A 21623-nucleotide genomic window follows, 5' to 3' on the forward strand; every position below is an offset into this window, starting at 1 on the left:
CCAGAGCGGAGGTCCGACTCCAGGGAAGGAATCGGTAGTGCCCAGGGAAGGGTTTACAGCGCCTTCGCGTCGGCCTGCCCCCGTCGCCGCGCTTCTCTATGGATGCATCATGCTTGACGAGGTCCTGAAGGACGAGATACAGACCGCCTATCGCCGGGTGCTCGATGGGCTCGAGCTGACCCCGCGTTACGGGCAGCGGCTGATGATCGCCGAGATCGCGCGAACCCTGGGCGGTATCGAGGCGGATGACGCCGGGCGACGCCTCTCCAACGAGCATGTCTGCGTGCTGGAAGCGGGGACCGGCACTGGCAAGACGCTGGCTTACCTGCTTGCCGCGCTGCCCATCGCCCAGGCGCGTGGTAAGCGCCTGGTGATCTCCACCGCCACGGTGGCGCTGCAAGAGCAGGTGCTGCATCACGACCTGCCGGCCCTCAAGGCGCATAGCGGCCTCGATTTCGAATATGCTCTGGCCAAGGGGCGGGGGCGCTATCTATGCGTGGCGCGGCTCGATCAAGCCTTGGAAGGCGGGGAAGAAAACCCCACGCTGTCGCTTTTCGAGGAAGCGATGACGTCCCGCGATGGTGACGATTTCCAGGCCCTGGCGCATGAGATGGCCGAGGCCTACTCGGCGGGGCGCTGGGAAGGCGACCGCGATAGCTGGCCGACGGGGATCGACGATGCCGATTGGCGTCGCTTGACCATCGATCATCGTCAGTGCACCAATCGCCGTTGCGGTCACTTCGGGGCCTGTGCTTTCTTTCGTGCACGTCGTGGGCTCGATCAGGCCGATATCATCGTTGCCAATCACGACCTGGTGCTGGCGGATCTTTCCTTGGGGGGTGGACTGGTATTGCCATCGCCCAAGGAATGCATCTACGTCTTTGACGAAGGCCACCACCTGCCCGACAAGGCCCTGGATCACTTTTATCATCGGCTGCCGGTCAACGGCACGTTGCGTTGGTTGCGCACGCTGAAAAAGTCGCTGACCGAACTCAATACCGCACTGGCCGTGCAGCCGACCCTGGCTCGCCTGTTGGCGAGCCTGCCAGAGGCGATCGCGGCCCTGGAGCCACGCCTGGGCGAGGCGTTCGCCATGGGCCACCGCTTCGCCGAACGCGAAGAAGGGCTGCCTGACGACGCCACCGATGCCGTGCATCATCGCTTTCCGATGGGCCGTGTGCCGGAGGCGCTGAGCGAGCAGGCCCAGTCGATGGTGACGGCGTTCGCCGAACTGTCGCGTACCCTCGAAAGCATGGCGGATATCCTGCGTGAAAGCCTCGATCCCGAAAAGGCCACGGGCTTGCCGCGTGAACAGGCCGAAGCCTGGCTGCCGTTGATCGCCCTGCTGCATGGCCGAGCTCTGGAAGCACATGCTTTGTGGCAGGCGTTGGCGACGCCGGACTCCGAGGACAGCGTGCCGCAGGCGCGCTGGCTGACTTTCGAGCGCGTCGCCGGCGAGGCGGAGCTGACGTTTTCGGCAAGCCCTGTCTCGGCCGCCGAGACCTTGGCTCGGCATTTGTGGGGCACATGCTATGGCGCGGTAGTGACCTCGGCGACGCTGACCGCGCTCAATCGTTTCGAGCGCCTCCAAGAACGTGCCGGACTGGCCAATCGCTATCGCTATCAACGCTTGCCGAGTCCCTTCGACTATTCCCGCGCCGTGCTCAGCGTGCCGCCGGAGGCCGTCGATCCCAGCAATCGCGAGGCCCACGAGCGTGCGTTGATCGACTTTACCCAAGCCCTGGCAGAGCGCGAGGCCGTGCTCATGTTGTTTTCATCGCGCAAGCAGCTGCGCGCGGTGCTCGATGCATTGCCGGAAGCGGTGCGTGAGCGGGTCGTGGCGCAAAACCACCTACCCAAGCGTGAGTTGCTCCAACGCCATCGGGCGCGAGTCGACGCCGGGGAGGGCAGCATCATCTTCGGGTTGGCCAGTTTCGCCGAAGGCATCGATTTGCCGGGCGAGTACCTCACCCACGTGGTGATCACCCGGTTGCCCTTCTCGGTCCCCGACGACCCGGTGGGCGCGACCCTGGCGGAGTGGATCGAGAGTCGTGGCGGCAATCCGTTCATGCGCATCTCGGTGCCGGATGCCTCGATTCGCCTGGTCCAGGCCTGCGGTCGGTTGATCCGTAAGGAGGCCGATCAGGGGCGCATCACATTGCTCGACCGACGTGTGCTGACGCGTCGTTATGGGCGGGCGCTGCTCGATTCGTTGCCACCTTTCCGGCGTGAAATCGACGGCGTGGCGCAGTAAGGCATTAGGCACTTTTCGGGCCATGCCTAGTCTCTCAAACGGTAGGTGGTGCGCCGACCCCACGGGCGAGGGGCCGGCGAGGCGAGGTTATGCGCCGCGCTGGCGCTTGGCCAGAGCCGGCTTCAACTTTTCGTTCATCTCGTGCATGGCCGTTTCGGTGGTCGGCCAGTCGATGCAGGCGTCGGTGATCGATACCCCGTACTGTAGCTGCGAGCGATCCTCAGGGATCTTCTGATTGCCCCAGCCGATGTGCGACTCGACCATCAGCCCCATGATCGAGGTGTTGCCCTCGAGGATCTGGTTGGCGATGTTATCCATCACCAAGGGCTGCAGGGACGGATCCTTGTTGGAGTTGGCGTGCGAGCAGTCGACCATGATGTTGGGCGTGACACCGGCCGCGCGCAGCTCCTTTTCGGCGAGCGTCACACTGACGCTGTCGTAATTGGGCTTACCGTTGCCGCCGCGCAGCACGACATGACCGTAGGGGTTGCCGCGTGTGCGAATGACGGCGACCTGCCCACCCTGGTCGATACCCAGGAAGTTGTGCGGATGGGCGACGGACTTGAGCGCGTTGACCGCGACGTCGAGGCTGCCGTCTGTGCCGTTCTTGAAACCGACCGGCGACGACAGGCCGGATGCCATCTCGCGGTGCGTCTGAGACTCGGTGGTCCGCGCACCTATGGCTGACCAGCTGATGCAATCCTGCAGATACTGCGGCGAGATGGGGTCGAGTGCCTCGGTGGCCAGCGGTAGTCCCATTTCGGCGAGTTCCACCAGAAGGTGCCGGGCGGTGCGCAGCCCCTCCTGGATGTCGAAGGTGTCGTCGAGGTGCGGGTCGTTGATAAGGCCCTTCCAGCCGACGGTGGTGCGCGGCTTCTCGAAATACACGCGCATGACCACGTACAGGCTATCGCTCACTGCATCGGCCAACTGGCGCAGGCGGCGGGCATAATCGCGTGCCGCGTCCACATCGTGGATCGAGCAGGGGCCGATGACGACGACGAGACGCGGGTCGTCGCCGTCGAGGATCCGTTGCACGGTTCGGCGCCCCTCGAGTACCGTACGCTCGGCCTCCTCGGAAAGGGGGATTTCACGCTTGAGCGCCTCGGGGGTGACCAGTACGTCCTGAGAAAGGACGTTAATGTTATTGACCTGCTGTTCTGACATTCCGCTACCTGTAGATAAGTGTCGCGAAGGGCATCGGTTTCGCTTGCAAAGAAGCGTTACTATCGCTTGCTGGCGCTGGGAAAATCAATGTCATGGTCGAACTTCTCGACATGATGGCGGTCAATGCTCGGATGCCATCAGCGCATCCGCCGCTTTATCGTCTTGATGGAGCGGGCAGAAAAAGGAACACTAGGCATTACTTAAGTTAAGCAAGTGGATCGGCCACATGACCCTAGGTCTTCGCCCAATTTCGTCTATTACCTTGATTATTCAGCGCCCCGTGGGCTCGACTGGAACATGATGACCACACAGCAGATACGATTTTTCTGCGCTGGCGCCTTCGACGGCGCTTCGCTTTATGGTGCCTCCAGCATGGAGGAGGAATGAATGGGCACAAGGGAAACCGACCGTCAGCTCGTCGAGCGTGCCCAGAAGGGAGACACCCGGGCTTTCGATCTTCTGGTCAAGAAGTACCAGCACAAGATTCTCGGTTTGATCGGGCGCTATGTGCATGATCCCGCCGAAGTCCAGGATGTCGCGCAGGAGGCCTTCATCAAGGCATACCGCGCCTTGGGCAAGTTTCGTTCCGAAAGCGCTTTTTACACGTGGATGTACCGCATTGCCATCAACACCGCCAAGAATCATCTTGTCTCTCGCGGTCGGCGGCCGCCGGGCAGTGACATGGATATCGTGGACGCCGAGGTGCTTGATCACAGCGGGCGTTTGTCCGATATCGAGACGCCGGAGGCCGCCTTGCAGCGCGATCAGCTCGAGTCGGCGGTGTTCGAGGCCATCGAGAATCTCCCCGAGGATCTACGTACCGCTATCACGCTGCGCGAGATGGATGGGCTCGCCTATGAAGATATCGCCAATATCATGCACTGTCCGGTGGGGACGGTGCGGTCGCGCATCTTTCGTGCCCGGGAAGCGGTGGACAAGGCCATCGAGCCGCTGCTCGACGCGACGCGTCAGGCCGACGTCACGGTCGAATGATCGAGCCGCATAATAAAAAAGTGGCGCTAGAGGCATTCAAAAGTGAACTGTCCGGCCGCTTTGACGTCTCACCGATTACCAGTGGAATTGAGTGGGCGCTGCCGTTGCCAAGTAACTATGGCGCTCGTGCAAGATGTCAAAAAACAGGCGTCGCCACACGTGAACCGTTGTGTAGCGCCCAGTAGACGATGGGCATTCGTCTTCTCGAATGTGAGGGTGTAGGTATGAAACAGAACGTGCGAGAGTCCTTGTCCGCGCTGATGGATAATGAGGGCGATGACCTCGAGATGCGTCGTGTCATGAGGTCGTTGCAAGACGCGCCCGAAGCTGCCGAAACATGGCGGCGTTATCACTTGGCGCGCAGCATGATGCAGCGTGATCGAAGTGTGGATGTCAGTACGGATCTTTCCGCCGGTATCATGGCACGCCTCGCCGACGAGCCTGGGCCGCTGGAAGCGACGACACAGGGGCCGCGCCGCAGCGTGCCGTTTTCCTTCGCCGGGAGTACCGCTGTCGCGGCGGCGGTGTCGTTGATGGTGATCACCGGCGTTCAGGTATACAACGCGAATTCTCCCCGGAGCGTTGGCGGGGAAGGTGCCGAGTTTGCCAGCGATAACGCGGCAACGGGGGAGTTGCCTTCCGCCGAGCGGGGTGCCAGCGTGCAGCCGGCATCGCTGCAGAGCGCTCCTTCGGGGATAGAGGCCATGCCGGCGAGTTTTGGGGCAGACAGCGCAGGATTCTTTAGCTCGTCGTCCCAAGACAACCCAGTGTTTCCCAATTTCGCGCCTCCTGAGCCTAGTGGCGTCATGGAAGTCAGCATGGGCGGATCACTCTTTTCCGATTCCCTGCGCCAGACGGCCCGCACCGACTACGACCAGTCACGCCTTCTTCAAGCGTATTTGAAGCAGCAGGAGGCGGGGGCTGCGAGCGAAGCGTGGATGTCGTCTTCTCGCGCAATCGATGGTTCGGGCACCGAGGTGGCGAGCCAGCGTTGATCTCGCGTCGGTGGCCGCTTTGGGGCGGCCGTCCACCGACGCTAGACCTCGTCTGAAAAGTGCCTAGCATGTAAGAGGCGCGCCACCTGATACCAGGGGCGCGCCTTTTGTCGTCTGGCGCCGGGTTTGACGTGCGCGCATTGAAGTTGCGGCGTTGTCCAGTGAACTCCTGTGCCGTTAATGTATCAATGAAGTTGTCGGCGTCAGCATTCAGGGCGTCGAACCATGGTGGGTCGGCATCGTGCGCTGGCCTTGTCAATGTGGCTCCTCGTTTTGGTTAACGAGTTCACGCTTTTTATCAGGAGTCTTTGATGGAACGTCTATCTCGCTATATCTCTCCCTTTTTATTGGCGTTGGTAACGTTATGCGCCGCGCAGTTCGCGCAGGCGCGCGAATTGCCGGATTTCACCCAACTGGTTGAAGACGCCGCGCCGGGTGTCGTCAATATTTCCACCACCAGCACCGTCGAAAGACGAGGGATGCAGGGGTCGCCGTTCAGTGGCCAGGATGTTCCCGACATCTTTCGGCACTTTTTCGGCGACCGAATGCCGCCCATGATGCCTGGAGTTCCCGGCCAGGGTAGAGAAGAGCAGCGCCATTCGCTGGGGTCTGGCTTCATCATCAGCCGCGATGGCTATATCATGACCAATGCGCATGTGGTGGATGGCGCCGATGAGATCGTGGTGCGACTCAACGATCGCCGCGAACTCGAGGCCACCTTGGTGGGTGCCGATAAGAAAACCGATGTCGCCGTGCTCAAGGTCGATGCCAAGAACCTTCCCGTGCTTGAGATGGGCGATTCCGACGACTTGCAAGTCGGGGAGTGGGTCGCGGCCATCGGTTCGCCTTTCGGCTTCGATCACTCGGTGACCGCAGGGATCGTCAGTGCGATCGACCGCACGCTGCCGAGTGACGCCTATGTCCCCTTCATTCAGACCGATGTGGCGATCAATCCCGGCAATTCCGGTGGGCCGCTGTTCAATCTCGAGGGTGAGGTCGTCGGCATCAACTCTCAGATTTACACTCGTAGCGGTGGCTTCATGGGGGTTTCCTTCGCCATTCCGATCAATGTGGCGATGGATATCGCCGACCAATTGAAAGCCTCAGGGCATGTCAACCGCGGTTGGCTAGGGGTGGTCATCCAGCCCGTGTCGAAAGACCTGGCGGAATCCTTCGGTCTCGATGAGGCGCGTGGAGCCTTGATTTCCGAGGTTACCGATGACAGCCCCGCCAGCGAGGCCGGACTTGAGGCCGGTGATGTAGTGCTTGCGGTCGATGGCCAGAAGGTTGAGGACTCCAGCACCTTGCCGCGGCTGGTGGGGCGTGTATCGCCTGGCGATGAAGTGACGCTGAATATTCTGCGCGACGGCGAACCGCAGAAAATCGACGTTACTGTCGGCAATTGGCCGAAAGAAGGCGAGAGTGTATCCGGCTCACAGCACCAGGAGAATGATAGCCAATCGCGCCTGGGCGTCGCGGTCAGTGACCTCGATGATCGGATGCGCAGTCAACTGGGCGTCGACAATGGTGTCGTGGTGCGTCAGGTCGACCCGCAAGGCGCTGCGGCGGCTGCCGGGATTTCGCGTGGCGATGTCATTGTCAGCTTCAATGGTCAAAAGATCGATGGCACCGATACTCTGATGAAGGCCGTGGACGAGGCGCCTATCGACCGTGCCATACCGGTTCGTATCGTGCGCGACGGGCAAGCGTTGTTCGTGGCGCTGCGCCTTCAGTCCGCCGATGAGTGACGCCGCGACGACACACCTAGGGTAGGAATCGAGGCCCCGTTTCGGCGGGGCCTCGTCATGTCGATCGTACGCCCTCGCTGTCCATGGAGGGTGCTTGCCGGTACAATGCCTTTCAATTGAATGCCCGTCGGTCCGCGTACGCTTGCCTAGCGGTATTGCTTGGCCGGATCGTGTTTCTGACTCAGGTAGGACTTGATGAGCCGCGACGAAAATAAAGCAACGCTTCCACTCATTCGCAATTTCTCCATCATTGCCCATATCGACCACGGCAAGTCGACGCTGTCCGACCGTATCATCCAGATCTGCGGTGGGTTGACCGATCGTGAGACGAAGGAGCAGGTGCTCGACTCGATGGATCTCGAGCGTGAACGCGGGATCACCATCAAGGCCCAGTCCGTGACGTTGGACTATAAGGCCGACGATGGTCAGGTCTATCAGCTCAACTTCATCGATACGCCGGGCCATGTCGACTTTTCCTACGAAGTGTCGCGCTCGCTTTATGCCTGCGAGGGCGCACTGTTGGTGGTCGATGCGGCACAAGGGGTCGAGGCGCAGTCGGTGGCGAATTGCTACACGGCGGTGGAGCAAGGGCTCGAAGTTCTGCCGGTACTCAACAAGATCGACCTGCCCCAGGCCGATCCTGATCGCGTGGCCCATGAGGTGGAAGAAATCATCGGCATCGATGCCTCCGATGCGTGCCAGGTCTCCGCGAAGAGTGGCCTGGGGATGGAAGCCTTGCTCGAGCGTCTGGTGCGTGACATTCCGCCCCCCAAAGGTGACCCCGAAGCACCTTTGCAGGCGTTGATCGTTGATTCATGGTTCGACAATTACGTGGGTGTGATCTCCCTGGTGCGTCTTTTCGATGGCACGCTCAAGAAGGGCGACAAGATCCGCATGAAGTCCACCGAGCGCGCCTGGGAGGTCAGCGAAGCGGGTATCTTCACGCCCAAGCGCAAACAGACCGGTGTCCTGCGTGCCGGTGAAGTCGGTTTCGTGGTGGCGGGTATCAAGGACATCCACGGTGCGCCGGTGGGTGATACCATCGTACATTCCAAAGGGGGCGAAAATGTCGCGCGTCTGCCCGGATTCCAGAAGGTCAAGCCCCAGGTCTATGCGGGCATGTTTCCGGTCAGCTCCGACGATTACGAAGAGTTCCGCGATGCGCTGGAGAAACTGGCTCTCAACGATGCCTCACTGGATTACGAGCCCGAGAATTCCGATGCACTAGGCTTCGGTTTCCGTGTCGGCTTTCTCGGGACCCTGCACATGGAGATCATCCAGGAACGACTCGAGCGCGAGTACGACCTGGATTTGCTGACCACGGCACCGACGGTCATCTACGAGCTGGTCATGAAAGACGGCGAGATACGTTATGTGTCCAACCCGTCCAAACTGCCGGACATGGCCGACATCGAAGAGATGCGCGAGCCCATCGTGCGTGCCAGCATCCTGGTGCCGCAGGAGTACGTCGGCAACGTCATCACCGAATGCGAGCAACGCCGCGGTACTCAGCTAGACATGCTGTTCCTGGGCAGCCAGCTTCAGCTCACCTATGAACTGCCGATGAGCGAAGTGGTGATGGATTTCTTCGATCGCCTGAAGTCCATTTCCAAGGGATATGCGTCGCTTGAATACAATTTCGAGCGTTTCGAGACCGCCAATCTCGTGCGTCTTGACGTGCTGATCAACGGTGACCGCGTCGATGCGCTTGCCACCATCGTGCACCGTGATCACGCCCATCCGCGTGGCCGTGCGTTGGTGGAAAAGATGAAAGAGCTGATCCCGCGCCAGATGTTCGACGTCGCCATTCAAGCGACGTTGGGCGGGCAGGTGGTCGCACGTTCGACCGTCAAGGCGCTACGCAAGAACGTAACTGCCAAGTGTTATGGCGGCGACGTGACCCGCAAGCGGAAATTGCTCGAAAAGCAAAAGGCAGGCAAAAAGCGCATGAAGCAGGTAGGTAAAGTGGAAATTCCCCAGGATGCCTTCCTCGCCGTCCTCAAGATGAATGATTAGGAATCTAAGCCATGGATTTTTCGTTGTTGCTGGTGTTGGCGGTAGCCATCACCGGCGTTGTCTGGCTGGTTGATATCGTATGGTGGCGGCGGGCTCGCCGCGCTCGCCTGGAAAAGGCCGAGGCCCAAGTCGACGGCGAGTTGGACACCGCCACGCGGGGCAAGTTGGCCAAGGAACCCTGGGTGGTGGATTATGCACGCTCTTTCTTTCCAGTGTTGCTGATCGTGCTGGTGCTGCGGAGTTTCGTGGTCGAACCGTTTCAAATTCCCTCTGGCTCGATGCGTCCGACGCTCAAGGTTGGGGATTTCATTCTGGTCAACAAGTTCACCTACGGATTGCGCTTACCGGTGCTCAATACCGAAATCGTCGATTTCGGCGAGCCTGAGCGGGGCGATGTCATGGTGTTTCGCTTCCCTGGCGATCCTTCGGTCGACTTCATCAAGCGTGTCATCGGCTTGCCTGGGGATCGCATTCGCTACGAAAATAAACAGCTTTACGTCAATGGTGAGCCGGTCGAGAAGATCTTGAAGGATAAAAATCCCGATAACGCATCGGGTGAGCAACGTTATGAGGAGCACCTGGGGGACGTTTCACACGCTATTTTCAACACGCCCGGCGCTCCCGGCCCGCAGATGCGTGAGGTCGTGGTGCCTGAAGACCATTACTTCATGATGGGCGATAATCGTGATCATTCTAACGACAGTCGCTACTGGGGCTTCGTGCCGGAAGAGAATATCGTGGGCGAGGCATTCGCGGTGTGGATGCACTGGAAGGATGGCTTGCCGAGTTTTTCTAGTGTCAGAATCATCGAATGAACCATACTCTCGAATGACTCATGCTGGGGGAGAGCTATGCTCTCCGCCGCTTCACCCAGAACAGATGAAAAAGGCAGTGTCGTGAGTAGCCCCTTGCACGCCCTCAGTCAAAGAATCGGTTACCAGTTTCGCGATGTCGCCCGGCTCGAATTGGCGATGACCCATCGTAGTTATGGGGGGAAGAACAACGAGCGCCTGGAATTTCTGGGCGACTCCATCGTCAACTTCGTCATCGGCGAAGCGCTTTTCCAACGCTTTCCCCAGGCGCGAGAAGGACAACTGTCACGTTTGCGTGCGCGTCTGGTGAAAGGGCAAACCCTGGCCGAACTAGCGCGCGAGTTCGAACTGGGCGAATGCCTGCGACTCGGCTCCGGCGAGATGAAAAGCGGCGGTTTCCGTCGTGACTCGATCCTTGCCGATGGGGTGGAGGCACTGATCGGCGCCATCTATCTCGATGCGGGCATGGATGTTACCAAGGCGCGGGTGTTGTCGTGGTACGCGACGCGCCTGGAAGCGCTCGACCTGCAGGATAACCAGAAAGACCCCAAGACACGCCTGCAGGAATTTCTGCAGTCGCGGCAGTCGGCATTGCCGCGCTATGAAGTGGTCTCGGTCGAAGGCGAAGCGCACGCGCAGGTCTTTACCATCGAGTGTCATGTCCAGATGCTCGAGGATCATACGCTGGGTGTCGGTTCCAGCCGTCGCCACGCCGAACAGCAAGCCGCCGAAAAGGCGCTGGAAATACTCGAACCTTCCCAGAGCAGGCACGCATGACGCAACACTGTGGTTTCGTGGCCATCGTTGGCCGCCCCAATGTCGGTAAATCGACGCTGATGAACCGAATTCTCGGCCAGAAGATCTCCATCACCTCGCGGCGCCCGCAGACGACGCGCCATCAGGTGATGGGCATCAAGACCGAAGAAGACACCCAGTTCATCTATGTCGATACGCCGGGTATGCACATTCAGACGCGAGATCGCAACAAGGCGATCAACCGCTTCATGAATCAGGCCGCCACGCACGCCTTGCGCGATATCGACTGTGTGATCTTCATCGTCGACCGCACCAAGTGGACCGAGGAAGACGACGTGGTGCTCGAGAAGCTCAGCAACGTACCGGCCCCGGTGATTCTGGCCGTCAACAAGGTCGACTGGCTCGAGGACAAGAGCAGTCTGCTGCCGTGGCTGGATAGCGTGAGCAAGAAGCGCGATTTCGCGGCCGTGGTGCCCCTTTCGGCCAAGAATGGCACCAACGTGCCTGAGCTTGAAGCCGAAATCGCCCAACGCTTGCCGGAAAGCGTGCATTACTTTTCCGAAGACCAGATCACCAACAAGAGTCAGCGCTTCCTGGCCGCCGAGCTCGTGCGCGAGAAGGTCATGCGTCAGCTCGGTGACGAACTGCCGTATCAGATGACCGTCGAGATCGAGGAATTCAAGGATGACGGCAAGACGCTGCACATCAGTGCCTTGATTCTGGTCGAACGCCAGGGGCAGAAGAAGATTCTGATCGGCGATCAAGGTGAGCGGATCAAGAACATCGGCCGTGAAGCCCGTCTGGAGATGGAGCGTGCCTTCGATGCCAAGGTCATGCTCAACCTGTGGGTGAAGGTCAAACGGGGATGGTCCGACGACGACCGTGCCCTGAAGAGCTTGGGTTACGATCTCGACTGATTGCGCCCACCACGGCGCGGGGATGCCGCGATGACGCCTGAACCGGCTTTCTTGCTGCACAAGCGTGCCTACCGCGAGACCAGTGCCATCGTCGAGCTGCTGACGCTCACTCAGGGGCGCGTGCGTGCCGTTGCCCAGGGCGTGCAACGCGGCGGCAGCAAGGCGCGCGGGATTCTGCAGCCGTATTCTCCTCTGCATGTCACCTGGAGCGGCAACGGCGAACTCAAGCGTTTGCGACTGCTCGAAAGCCAGGGCAGTACGGCCTTGCTGGCCGGCGAAGGGTTACTGTGCGGATTTTACGCCAACGAGCTCATGGCGCGCGTATTGCCGCTGGAATATCCGGTGGGTGAGGTGTTTTCGCTTTACGCGCTGACGCTCGAGGCCTTGCCATCGCCGGCCAAGCGGGCAGGAGCGTTGAGGCGCCTGGAAATCACCCTTCTGGAAAGTCTCGACATGGCGCCGCGTTTCGTCGATGAGCACGATGCCCCGCTGGACGCCTTCACGCATTATCGGTACCACGCCGAGCGTCATTGCTTTCGCGCCGTAGCTCCCGGGCAGAGCGGCATCGACGGGCGCAGTCTCAAATGGTTGGCCCGGGGTGACTGGGAAGCGCCGGGTCTGGCGGGCGTTGCCAAGCATGTCACGCGTGCGGCATTGGCGCCCTTATTGGGTGATCGCCCCTTGCGCTCGCGAGAGTTGATGCAGCGACTCGCCGAGCGTCGACGCACCTCCTGAACGATCATTTCATCCTCTTACTGGAAGGACACTGCCATGCATCCGCCACGTATCCTATTGGGCGTCAACATCGATCATATCGCCACGCTGCGCCAGGCCCGCGGAACGCGTTATCCCGATCCCGTGCAGGCGGCCATGCTGGCCGAAGAAGCCGGCGCCGATGGCATTACCCTGCATCTGCGCGAGGATCGCCGTCATATCCAGGAGCGCGACGTACGCGTGCTTGCCGAAACACTGGCCACGCGCATGAACCTGGAAATGGCCGTGACCGAGGAGATGATCGCCTTTGCCGAGGCGTTGCGTCCCGCCAATGTCTGCCTGGTGCCCGAGCAGCGTGAGGAGCTCACCACCGAAGGCGGGCTCGATGTCGTGGGCGCTTGCGAGCGGGTGAGCGAGGCCTGCCGCCGGCTAGCCGCAACGGGCAGCGAAGTATCACTGTTCATCGACCCCGAACCCGCCCAGATCCAGGCCGCGTTCGAGTTGGGCGCACCCACCGTCGAGCTGCATACCGGGGCGTATGCCGAGGCCAGTGGCGACGCACAGCGCGTCGAGTACCAGCGCCTGGTGGCGGCGGCCGAGATGGCGTTCGAACTGGGGCTGACGGTTAACGCCGGTCACGGGTTGCATTATCACAACGTCGAGGCGATTGCCGCGATTCCCGGTATACACGAACTCAACATCGGACACGCGATCATTGCACGGGCGCTGTTCGTGGGCCTCAAGGAGGCCGTGGCGGACATGAAGCGCCTCGCCATCGCCGGGCAGGAAGCCGGGGTCATGGCGCAGATCGATGCCCACGAGCACGACCATGATCATGACCACGATCATGACGAGACCGGCGAGTGCTGCGGCGCTTGAGCCTGGGGTCCTTAGGCACTTTTCAGACAGTGCCTAGCGCTCGGTCTGCCAGTGCTGGGCCTGCCACTCGCGTAGCCGTGTGATCGCGGTCTGCAGTGCGGCGTAGAGTCCCTCGCAGGCCTCGAGTCCCTGGGCCTTGAAGCGGGTTTCCAGCGTTTCCGCCAACAAGGCCAGCTGCGGCACGCCGCAGTATCGACAGGCGCCATTGAGACGATGGACCTGCTCATGGAAAGCCTCGGCATCCTGGGCGATCCAGGCGGTGTGAATTGCCTGCTCGGATTCATCCAGATGCTCGAACAGCAGGCTGAGCATGTCGTGCGCGAGTGCTTCGCGTCCTCCGGCCATGCGCATGCCAAGCTGCATATCGACCACCGGTAATTCATCTCCAGCGGTATCGTCCTGGTTTGCTTGCGCCGGTGCCTCGTCGGGTGGTGAGGGCAGTGCCGTGGGGCGTGTGTCGGGCGTGGCGGTGCCGCCCAGGTGGCGCTCGAGCAGGGAGTCCAGTGCCGGCTCGCGGATCGGTTTGATCAAGCAGTCGCTCATGCCGTCGCGCAGCAGGTGCTGGCGTTCCTCTTCGAGTGCGTGCGCGGTCAGTGCCACGATGGGCCGCCGCTGCCAGTCACCGCCCAGCGCGCGCAGCGCTTTCATGGCCTCCACGCCGTTCATGCCGGGCATCTGGATATCCATCAACACCAAGTCAATGGACTCACCATGCGCCATCGCCAGCGCTTCCTCGCCGCTTCCCGCGAGTAGCGGCGCCAAGCCGCGGTCCTGCAACAGCTCCTTGACCAGCAGGCGATTGGAGGGCGTGTCATCGACGACCAGCACCTTGCCGGTCGGCGTGGGTGATGAGGGCGCTTCCACCGTCGCGTGCGCCGCCTCGCGTTCGTTCGTCAGCAAAACATTGATGGCATTGCCCAGCCCACGTCGTGAGACAGGTTTGGTAGTGATCTCGCCGCCGTGGGGAAGCGCCAGGTCGGGGAGCTCGAAGGGATCGGCATTGACCAGCAATAATCCCGGGCAGTCGCAACGATCCAGCACCTCGCGCCAGGCCGTGATCTCTCGGGGATGCAAGTCGTCCTGCGTCAGCCCTAGCAGCAACAGGTCGATCTCTGGCGGTGGCGTCGTGCAGGCATCCCGCGAGGGTAGCGGCACGACGCGGGCATCCCAGCGCTCGAGCAAGTGTGTGAAGGCGCGCCGGCTGGCGGCGTGGGCTTCGAACAAGCCGACGCGATAGCCGCTCAGACTCAATTCGGGAAGGCGCTCGCGCTGCTGCGTCGCGATCAGCGTCAGCGAAAATGTAAAGGTCGTACCCTGGCCGCTTTCGCTTTCGACATCGATCTCACCGCCCATCTGTTCCACCAAACGTTTGCTGATCATCAGCCCTAGCCCGGTGCCGCCGTATTTGCGCGAGCGGCTGGCATCACCCTGGCTGAAGGCATGGAACAGTCGCTCGCGACTCGCCAGGTCGAGGCCGATCCCGGTATCGCGAACGCTGATGCGTAGCTTGGTGCTGGTGGCACTGTGCTCATCGAGCATGACGCGGACGACGATCTCGCCACGCTCGGTGAATTTGACGGCGTTGTTGACCAGATTGGTCAGCACCTGCTTGATGCGCAATGGATCGCCAAGCAGTTGGTCGGGCACATCGTCGTAGACCAGACCCAGCAGGTGCAGGCTCTTGCGTTGCGCGTTGGGGGCCTGGAGGCCGAGCACCTCGTCAACCAGGGTCACCATGTCCACCGGCACGGTTTCCAGCTCGAGCTTGCCGGCTTCGATCTTGGAGAAATCCAGCACATCGCTGATCAGCGAAAGCAGATTGTCCGAGGCGGTCTGTACCTGTTCGAGCCATTCGCGCTGGCGGCTGTCCAGGGCGCTGCGCCCGAGCAGTTGGCAAAACCCGATGATGCCGTTGAGCGGCGTGCGAATTTCATGGCTGATGTTGGCCAGAAACTGCGACTTGATGCGATTGGCTTCCAGCGCGCGGCGATGGGCCATGTCGAGTTCGATGTTCTTGACCTCGATGGTCTCCATCGATTCGCGCAGGTCGAAGGTCGTCTGATCGATTTGTGCCTGGGTGTCCTCGCGCAGGCGCATCATATGATCGCCGAGGGCGTTGAGCTGGTGGCCCAGCGTGGTCAGTTCACGTGCGCCACGGGGTGCCAGGCGGGCACTGTAATCGCCACCGTTGAGGCGTTCGAGCAGGTCGATTTGATGTTGCAGCGGCCTGGTCAGGCGGCGACTCAGCGGGTAAGCGAGCAAGAACAGCAGCAGGCCCAGCACCAATCCGGCCATGCCGTGGCCGGCCAACTGGCGATAAAAAGTCAGCGTCAGGGTCGTGGTGCCCAGATCCACATCGAGCCAGTAGGTCGTAGCCTCGTCTGCTGCGTTTTGACCCGTATCGACCGTGCCCAGGGGTTGCAGCCAGCGCCAGTGTTGCGCGTGCTCCTGCAAGGTACTCTGTGCCGGCATTGCCACAGCGGGGGCGGGTTGCGTTTGACCGAGGCTGAGCACGGCATCGCCGCCACCGTCACGAACGCTGACGGCGTCGACCTCGTCGATATCCAGCAGGCGCTGAGCCAACTGGCGCAGATATTCGTCACGCGCTTCATCGAGCGCCAGCCTGAAGGCTGGCGTCAGCGTCGCGGTGACATCAGCAATGCGTGTGACCAGCGCCTGATGCGCCTCCTGGCGCTCGGCATAGATGTCATACGCGCCATAGGCGAGCCCCACGCCCAGTGGCAATCCCAGCAATAAAAGCAGCAAGCGCAGCCTAAGTGACATTCCGACCGCTCCCTTCGTGTTCCCCATCGGCAGTATGCCACACTCAGCGGGTTCGCCTGTCGCCGACGGGCCGTCCCGGATATAATTGGACGCATCGAACAACCGACGAATGCGTTTTGACGCGACGCGCATCGCAAAGGATGAACCATGCAATTTCCCACTCTCGCGGATGTGGTCGGCCACACGCCGTTAGTGCGTTTGACCCGGCTGAACGCTGGTCGAAACAACACGTTATTGGCCAAGCTCGAGGGCAACAACCCGGCAGGCTCGGTCAAGGACCGCCCGGCACTATCGATGCTCGGAGAAGCCGAGGCGCGTGGCGAGATCAGTCCCGGCGATACGCTGATCGAGGCGACCTCGGGCAATACCGGTATCGCGCTGGCCATGGCGGCGGCGATCAAAGGATACCGGATGGCCTTGATCATGCCCGAGAGCGCTTCCAGCGAGCGCAAGCAGGCGATGGCCGCTTATGGCGCGCAGTTGATCGAAGTCAGCAAGGAGGCGGGCATGGAAGGTGCGCGTGATCTGGCCGACGAGATGATCGCGCGTGGCGAAGGGAAACCGCTCAACCAGTTCGCCAATACCGACAATCCCTTGTCGCACTATCGCACCACCGGCCCGGAGCTCTGGGAGCAGACCAGTGGGCAAATCACCCATTTCGTCAGTTCGATGGGCACCACCGGCACCATCATGGGCGTCTCGCAGTATCTCAAGGAACAGCGCTCCGATATTCAGATCGTCGGCCTGCAACCCGCCGATGGCGCTAGCATCGCCGGCATTCGCCGCTGGCCGCGCGAGTACCTGCCGAGCATTTTCGATGCCTCGCGGGTCGACGTCACCCTGGATATCGGTCAGCAGGAAGCCGAGGAGCATATGCGTCTGCTCGCCCGCGAAGAAGGTATTCTGGCGGGTGTCTCTTCCGGTGGTGCGCTGGCGGGGGCGCTGCGGATCGCCGAGCAGGTGGAGAACGCGGTGATCGTGTTCATCGTCTGCGACCGGGGCGATCGTTATCTATCCACCGGTCTGTTTGCCCCGGAGCGCTGAGATGGCGATGCTGGGCAAACGGCGCCCACCGCGCGCCGCTACAAGTCGCGTGCGTCGGGAAAGTGGGGCGAATACGCCGCCTAGTGACGAGGCGGCGGATACGTTGACCATCGAGCGCCTGGCGCACGATGGCCGGGGCGTGGCGCGCGACCCGCATGGCAAGACGGTGTTCGTCGATCAGGCGCTCCCCGGCGAGCGCGTGCGCATCGCCGTGCATCGTCAGCGTAAGCGCTTCGACGAAGCGCATGTCGTCGAGTGTCTCGAGCATGGCCCACAGCGGGTAACGCCGCCTTGTGCGTACTACGGGCGTTGCGGTGGTTGTGATTTGCAGCACCTGGCGCTCGAAGAGCAGCGCACCCACAAGCGACGCACGCTGGAAGAGCTTTTCACGCGCCAGGGCCTGACATTGCCCGAGGTTCAGGTCTTGGCAGACGAGGGGCTGGGGTATCGGCGTCGTGCACGCCTGGGTGTCAAATGCGATGCCGAGGGCACACCGCATCTCGGCTTTCGCGCCCGGGGCAGCGAGCATCTGATCGATATCGACACCTGCGTGGTACTCGAGCCCATGCTGGCGGACGTGATCGCGCCGCTGCGCGAATGCCTGACCACCCTGGAAGCGCCGCGCCGCGTCGGCCACATCGAGCTGATCGCCACCGCCGAAGGCCCCTGTGTGGTGATACGTCAATTGCGCGATGTCCCCGGTGACGAAACCCGTTGGCAACGTTTCGCCGCCGAACGCGATATCACCCTGGTATGGCAGGTGGGGCGCGAATCGCCCGCGCTGCGCTGGTTGCACGCGCCGAACGGCGAGTCCCTGCATGTCACGCTGACGCTGGAAGACACTATCTTGCAGTTGGGATGCGCGCCGGGCGATTTCCTGCAGATCAACGCCGAGGTCAACGCCCAACTAGTGCGCACGGCACGGCACTGGCTGGCACCACGAGGAGGCGAGCGAGTGCTCGATTTGTTTGCCGGGATCGGCAACTTCACGCTTGCCTTGGCACCCCACGTCGAGGCGATCACCGGCATCGAAGGCAGTCCGGCGATGGTCGAGCGCCTTGCCGACAACGCGCGCCGCAATGGTTTGCACCATGTCGAGGCACATCAGGCCGATCTGGCCACGCGCATGCCCGATGTCGGCGATGTCGATTGGGTCGTACTCGACCCGCCGCGTGGTGGCGCCGAGGCGCTGTGTCGGGGGCTTGTCGAGCATCCCGTGGAAAAAGTGCTGTATGTCTCGTGCGATCCCGCCGCGCTGGCGCGGGATACGGCATATCTTGTGCAAGGTGGCTACTGCATCGAACGTGCCGCACTGGCCGATATGTTTCCGCATACCGCGCATTTGGAATCGATGCTATTACTGACCCGCGAAACGCCGCGTGGTCGGTCCATGTCCGCAGAAAGGGAAGATCATGGTCAAGGTCCGTGAAGACCAACCGCTGACGGAGACCGGTGAGGTCGATATCACCTTATGGTTGAAGCGCCTCCAGGATGATATCGCATTGCGCGATGTCGAGGAGATGCGCGAGGCCTGCGAACTGGCTCGGCATCTGGCTTGTAATGCCGAGAAACCCCACCACAACTGGGCCGAACCGGCTTCGAGCTTCCGCACCGGCCTGGAAATGGCCGATATTCTCGGCGAACTCAAGCTCGATCAGTCGATTCTCGAAGCGGCGGTGTTGTACCGCGTGGTACGCGAGGGCTTGATCACGCTGGAAGCCATAGAGAAACGCTTCGGCGGCGAAGTCGCCTCGTTGATCGACGGCGTGTTGCACATGGCGGCGATCAGCCAGCTACAAGCGCCGCGTCAAGGACTGTCACAGCACAATCAGCAGGAAAACCTGCGCAAGATGCTGGTGGCGATGGTCGACGACGTGCGTGTCGCCCTGATCAAGATCGCCGAGCGTACCTGTGCGCTGCGCATGGTGCGTGACGCCCCGCGCGACAAGCGTCTGCGGGTGGCGCGCGAGGTCTTCGATATCTATGCGCCGCTGGCCCATCGCCTGGGCATCGGGCAGCTCAAGTGGGAACTCGAGGATCTGTCGTTTCGCTATCTGCAAGAAAGCGACTACAAGGCCATCGCCAAGCAACTGGCCGAGAAGCGCCTTGATCGCAACCGCTACATCCATGATGTGGTGGAGACCCTCAAGGGCCTGCTCGATCAGCAAGGCATCCATCAATACGATGTCGACGGCCGCGCCAAGCATATCTATTCGATCTGGCGCAAGATGCAGCGCAAGCACATCGACTTCTCGCAGGTCTACGACGTGCGCGCGGTGCGCATCCTCGTGCCGGAAGTCGCCGATTGCTACACCGTGCTGGGCATCGTGCATTCGCGCTGGCATCACGTGCCGAACGAGTTCGACGACTACATCGCCAACCCCAAGCGCAATGGCTACCAGTCACTGCACACGGCGGTGATCGGCCCCGAGAACAAGGTGCTGGAGATTCAGATCCGTACCTTCGCCATGCACGAGGAAGCCGAGCTTGGCGTGTGTGCCCACTGGCGCTACAAGGGCCACGATGTCGACTCTAAAAGCCGCAGCTACGAGGAGAAGATCGCCTGGCTGCGCCAGGTGCTCGAATGGCAGGAAGAAGTCGGCGAGCTGGGCGACTTGAGCGAGGGACTCTCAAGCGACGTGGCGCCGGATCGTATCTACGTCTTCACCCCGGATGGCCATGTCATCGACATGCCCAAGGTCGCCACGCCCATCGACTTCGCCTACCGCGTGCATACCGAGGTCGGCCATCTGTGTCGGGGCGCCAAGGTCGACGGCCGTATCGTACCGCTGACCTATCAGCTCGAAACCGGACAGCAGGTCGAGATTCTCACCGCGACCAAGGGCGGGCCGAGCCGCGACTGGCTCAATCCCAACCTGGGCTTCGTCAAGACCTCGCGAGCGCGGGCCAAGATCCAGGCATGGTTCAAGTACCAGGCGCGCAGCCAGAACATCGAGGATGGTCGCGCCGTGTTCGAGAAGGCATTTAGACGCCTGGACATTGAAGGCGTTGATTTCGAGGCTCTGGCGCAAGCCGTCAACTACCAGACGGTCGACGACATGTATGCCGCCATCGGCGGTGGCGATTTGCGCATCGGGCAGGTATTGCATCAGGCGCAGCAACTCTTCGGTGATACCGACGATCAGGAACAACTCGATCGGTTGCTGGCCAAGCCACGTCGCTCATCCAAAGCGGCGGTGGACGACATCACCGTACTCGGCGTCGGTAACCTCAAGACCTCGATGGCCAATTGCTGCCACCCGGTGCCCGGCGATCAGATCGTCGGCTATATCACCCAGGGGCGCGGCGTGACCATCCACCGTCAGGACTGTCCCAACATTCTTCAGTTGCGTGCCGAGGAGCCGAGACGCATCGTCGATGTCGAGTGGGGCAACGCCAGCGCCCAGTATCCGGTGGATGTCGAGATCGAAGCCTGGGACCGCTCGGGGCTATTGCGCGATGTCACACACATTCTCACCGGGGATCGCATCAACGTGCTGTCGGTCAATACGCTCACCGATAAGCACGACAACCTGGCGCGTATGAAGATCACCCTGGAAGTCGACGGCCTCGAGGCCCTGGAGCGCATCTTTTCGCGGATTCAGCAGTTGCCCAACGTCATCGATGTCAAGCGGCTGCGCAGTGGAGGAGGCAAGACGGCATGAGCGAGGCATCCGCGCGTTACGGTCTCGACGATCTTTTGACGTTGATGGCGGTGTTGCGGGACAGCGATCAAGGTTGCCCCTGGGACGTCAAGCAGGACTGGGACAGTATCGTCCCGCATACCCTGGAAGAGGCCTACGAGGTGGCCGATGCCATCGAACGCCGCGCTTTCGACGAGCTGCCCGGCGAGTTGGGCGACTTGCTGTTTCAGGTCGTCTACTACAGCCAGTTCGCCAGCGAGGAAGGGCGTTTCGATTTTCACGACGTCATCGAGGTGCTGACCGCCAAGATGGTGGCGCGCCATCCGCATGTCTTCCCCGACGGTACGCTTGATTCCCGCCGCCCGCCCGGCGTTTCGGCCGACGAGGTCGAAACGGCCAGCGTCAAGACGCGCTGGGAAGCCCTGAAGGCGCAAGAGCGCGAGACGCGCCAGGCGGTCTCGGTACTCGATGACGTGCCGCGCACGCTGCCGGCCCTGTCGCGTGGCGCCAAGCTTTCCAAGCGTGCCGCGCGGGTCGGCTTCGACTGGCCGGATGGCCAGGGCGTGTTCGACAAGATTCGCGAGGAGCTGGCGGAAGTCGAGGAAGCCGCAGAGCAGCAGGACGCTGACCATGTGCGCGAGGAAATCGGCGACTTGCTGTTCGCCGTGACCAACCTGGCCAGGCGCTTCGACGTCGACCCCGAGCGCGCGCTTCGCGAAGCCAATGGCAAGTTTGAGCGCCGCTTCCGATATGTCGAAGAAGCCTTGTCGGAGCAGGAAGACGGCCTTGAGCGTGCCAGCCTCGACGAGATGGAGCGCCATTGGCAAGCCGCCAAGCAGCGTGAGAAGTCAGCGTCCTGAGGCCGGTTGCGTTGTGGGCACTGCCGAGCCCGGGTAACGT

16 protein-coding genes are annotated in these 21623 nt (G+C 61.5%); 14 read left to right on the plus strand and 2 right to left on the minus strand.

From position 1 onward, the window contains the following. The first annotated feature begins 109 nt into the window (after window positions 1-109). Window positions 110-2254: an ATP-dependent DNA helicase DinG gene (gene dinG, locus RVY79_RS13220; protein WP_317464734.1), complete on the plus strand. Its 2145-nt coding sequence runs from the start codon at window positions 110-112 to the stop codon at window positions 2252-2254. A gap of 87 nt (window positions 2255-2341) precedes the next feature. Here dinG and RVY79_RS13225 read toward each other — a convergent pair whose 3' ends face one another. Next, on the minus strand, window positions 2342-3421 hold the full coding sequence (locus RVY79_RS13225; protein ID WP_317464735.1) for a 3-deoxy-7-phosphoheptulonate synthase: 1080 nt from the start codon (window positions 3419-3421) through the stop codon (window positions 2342-2344). A 387-nt stretch (window positions 3422-3808) separates the two neighbouring features. Here RVY79_RS13225 and rpoE point away from each other — a divergent pair, with 387 nt between their 5' ends. The 9 genes from rpoE to pdxJ all read left to right on the plus strand — a co-directional run bounded on the left by rpoE (window position 3809) and on the right by pdxJ (window position 13251). Continuing rightward, window positions 3809-4414 carry an RNA polymerase sigma factor RpoE gene (gene rpoE / locus RVY79_RS13230; protein WP_317464736.1) on the plus strand — a complete coding sequence of 202 codons (606 nt, stop codon included), beginning with the start codon at window positions 3809-3811 and terminating at the stop codon, window positions 4412-4414. A 224-nt stretch (window positions 4415-4638) separates the two neighbouring features. After that, a complete protein-coding gene (locus RVY79_RS13235; protein WP_317464737.1) occupies window positions 4639-5409 on the plus strand; it encodes a sigma-E factor negative regulatory protein in 771 nt (256 codons plus the stop codon). Window positions 5410-5720: 311 nt separating this feature from the next. Further along, entirely contained in the window at window positions 5721-7157 is a 1437-nt protein-coding gene (locus RVY79_RS13240; RefSeq protein WP_317464738.1) for a DegQ family serine endoprotease, read from the plus strand. 195 nt (window positions 7158-7352) lie between these two features. Continuing rightward, complete coding sequence (lepA, locus tag RVY79_RS13245; RefSeq protein WP_317464740.1) at window positions 7353-9173, plus strand: translation elongation factor 4; 1821 nt, start codon at window positions 7353-7355, stop codon at window positions 9171-9173. 11 nt (window positions 9174-9184) lie between these two features. Beyond that, window positions 9185-9988: a signal peptidase I gene (lepB, locus tag RVY79_RS13250; protein WP_317464742.1), complete on the plus strand. Its 804-nt coding sequence runs from the start codon at window positions 9185-9187 to the stop codon at window positions 9986-9988. A gap of 81 nt (window positions 9989-10069) precedes the next feature. Next, on the plus strand, window positions 10070-10762 hold the full coding sequence (gene rnc, locus RVY79_RS13255) for a ribonuclease III (RefSeq protein ID WP_317464744.1): 693 nt from the start codon (window positions 10070-10072) through the stop codon (window positions 10760-10762). After that, a complete protein-coding gene (era, locus tag RVY79_RS13260) occupies window positions 10759-11658 on the plus strand; it encodes a GTPase Era (RefSeq protein ID WP_317464746.1) in 900 nt (299 codons plus the stop codon). The genes rnc and era overlap by 4 nt, the downstream gene beginning before the upstream one ends. A gap of 30 nt (window positions 11659-11688) precedes the next feature. Beyond that, entirely contained in the window at window positions 11689-12393 is a 705-nt protein-coding gene (gene recO / locus RVY79_RS13265; protein ID WP_317464747.1) for a DNA repair protein RecO, read from the plus strand. 36 nt (window positions 12394-12429) lie between these two features. Next, window positions 12430-13251, plus strand: a complete 822-nt coding sequence (gene pdxJ / locus RVY79_RS13270; RefSeq protein ID WP_317464749.1) for a pyridoxine 5'-phosphate synthase — start codon at window positions 12430-12432, stop codon at window positions 13249-13251. Window positions 13252-13284: 33 nt separating this feature from the next. Here pdxJ and RVY79_RS13275 read toward each other — a convergent pair whose 3' ends face one another. Further along, window positions 13285-16035 (minus strand): ATP-binding protein, encoded by a 2751-nt coding sequence (locus tag RVY79_RS13275; protein WP_317464751.1) that lies wholly within the window; start codon window positions 16033-16035, stop codon window positions 13285-13287. 147 nt (window positions 16036-16182) lie between these two features. On the opposite strand from RVY79_RS13275, the gene cysM reads away from it, so the two are divergent. The 4 genes from cysM to mazG are packed head-to-tail and all read left to right on the plus strand — an operon-like array spanning window position 16183 to window position 21583. Beyond that, complete coding sequence (cysM, locus tag RVY79_RS13280; protein ID WP_317464752.1) at window positions 16183-17079, plus strand: cysteine synthase CysM; 897 nt, start codon at window positions 16183-16185, stop codon at window positions 17077-17079. A gap of 1 nt (window position 17080) precedes the next feature. Beyond that, window positions 17081-18508, plus strand: a complete 1428-nt coding sequence (gene rlmD / locus RVY79_RS13285; RefSeq protein ID WP_317464753.1) for a 23S rRNA (uracil(1939)-C(5))-methyltransferase RlmD — start codon at window positions 17081-17083, stop codon at window positions 18506-18508. Next, entirely contained in the window at window positions 18492-20744 is a 2253-nt protein-coding gene (gene relA, locus RVY79_RS13290) for a GTP diphosphokinase (RefSeq protein ID WP_317464754.1), read from the plus strand. Before rlmD ends, relA begins: the two co-directional genes overlap by 17 nt. After that, window positions 20741-21583, plus strand: a complete 843-nt coding sequence (gene mazG / locus RVY79_RS13295; RefSeq protein WP_317464755.1) for a nucleoside triphosphate pyrophosphohydrolase — start codon at window positions 20741-20743, stop codon at window positions 21581-21583. Before relA ends, mazG begins: the two co-directional genes overlap by 4 nt. Window positions 21584-21623 lie beyond the last annotated feature (40 nt).

This window comes from Chromohalobacter sp. HP20-39 (assembly GCF_033052815.1).
Taxonomy (GTDB): domain Bacteria; phylum Pseudomonadota; class Gammaproteobacteria; order Pseudomonadales; family Halomonadaceae; genus Chromohalobacter.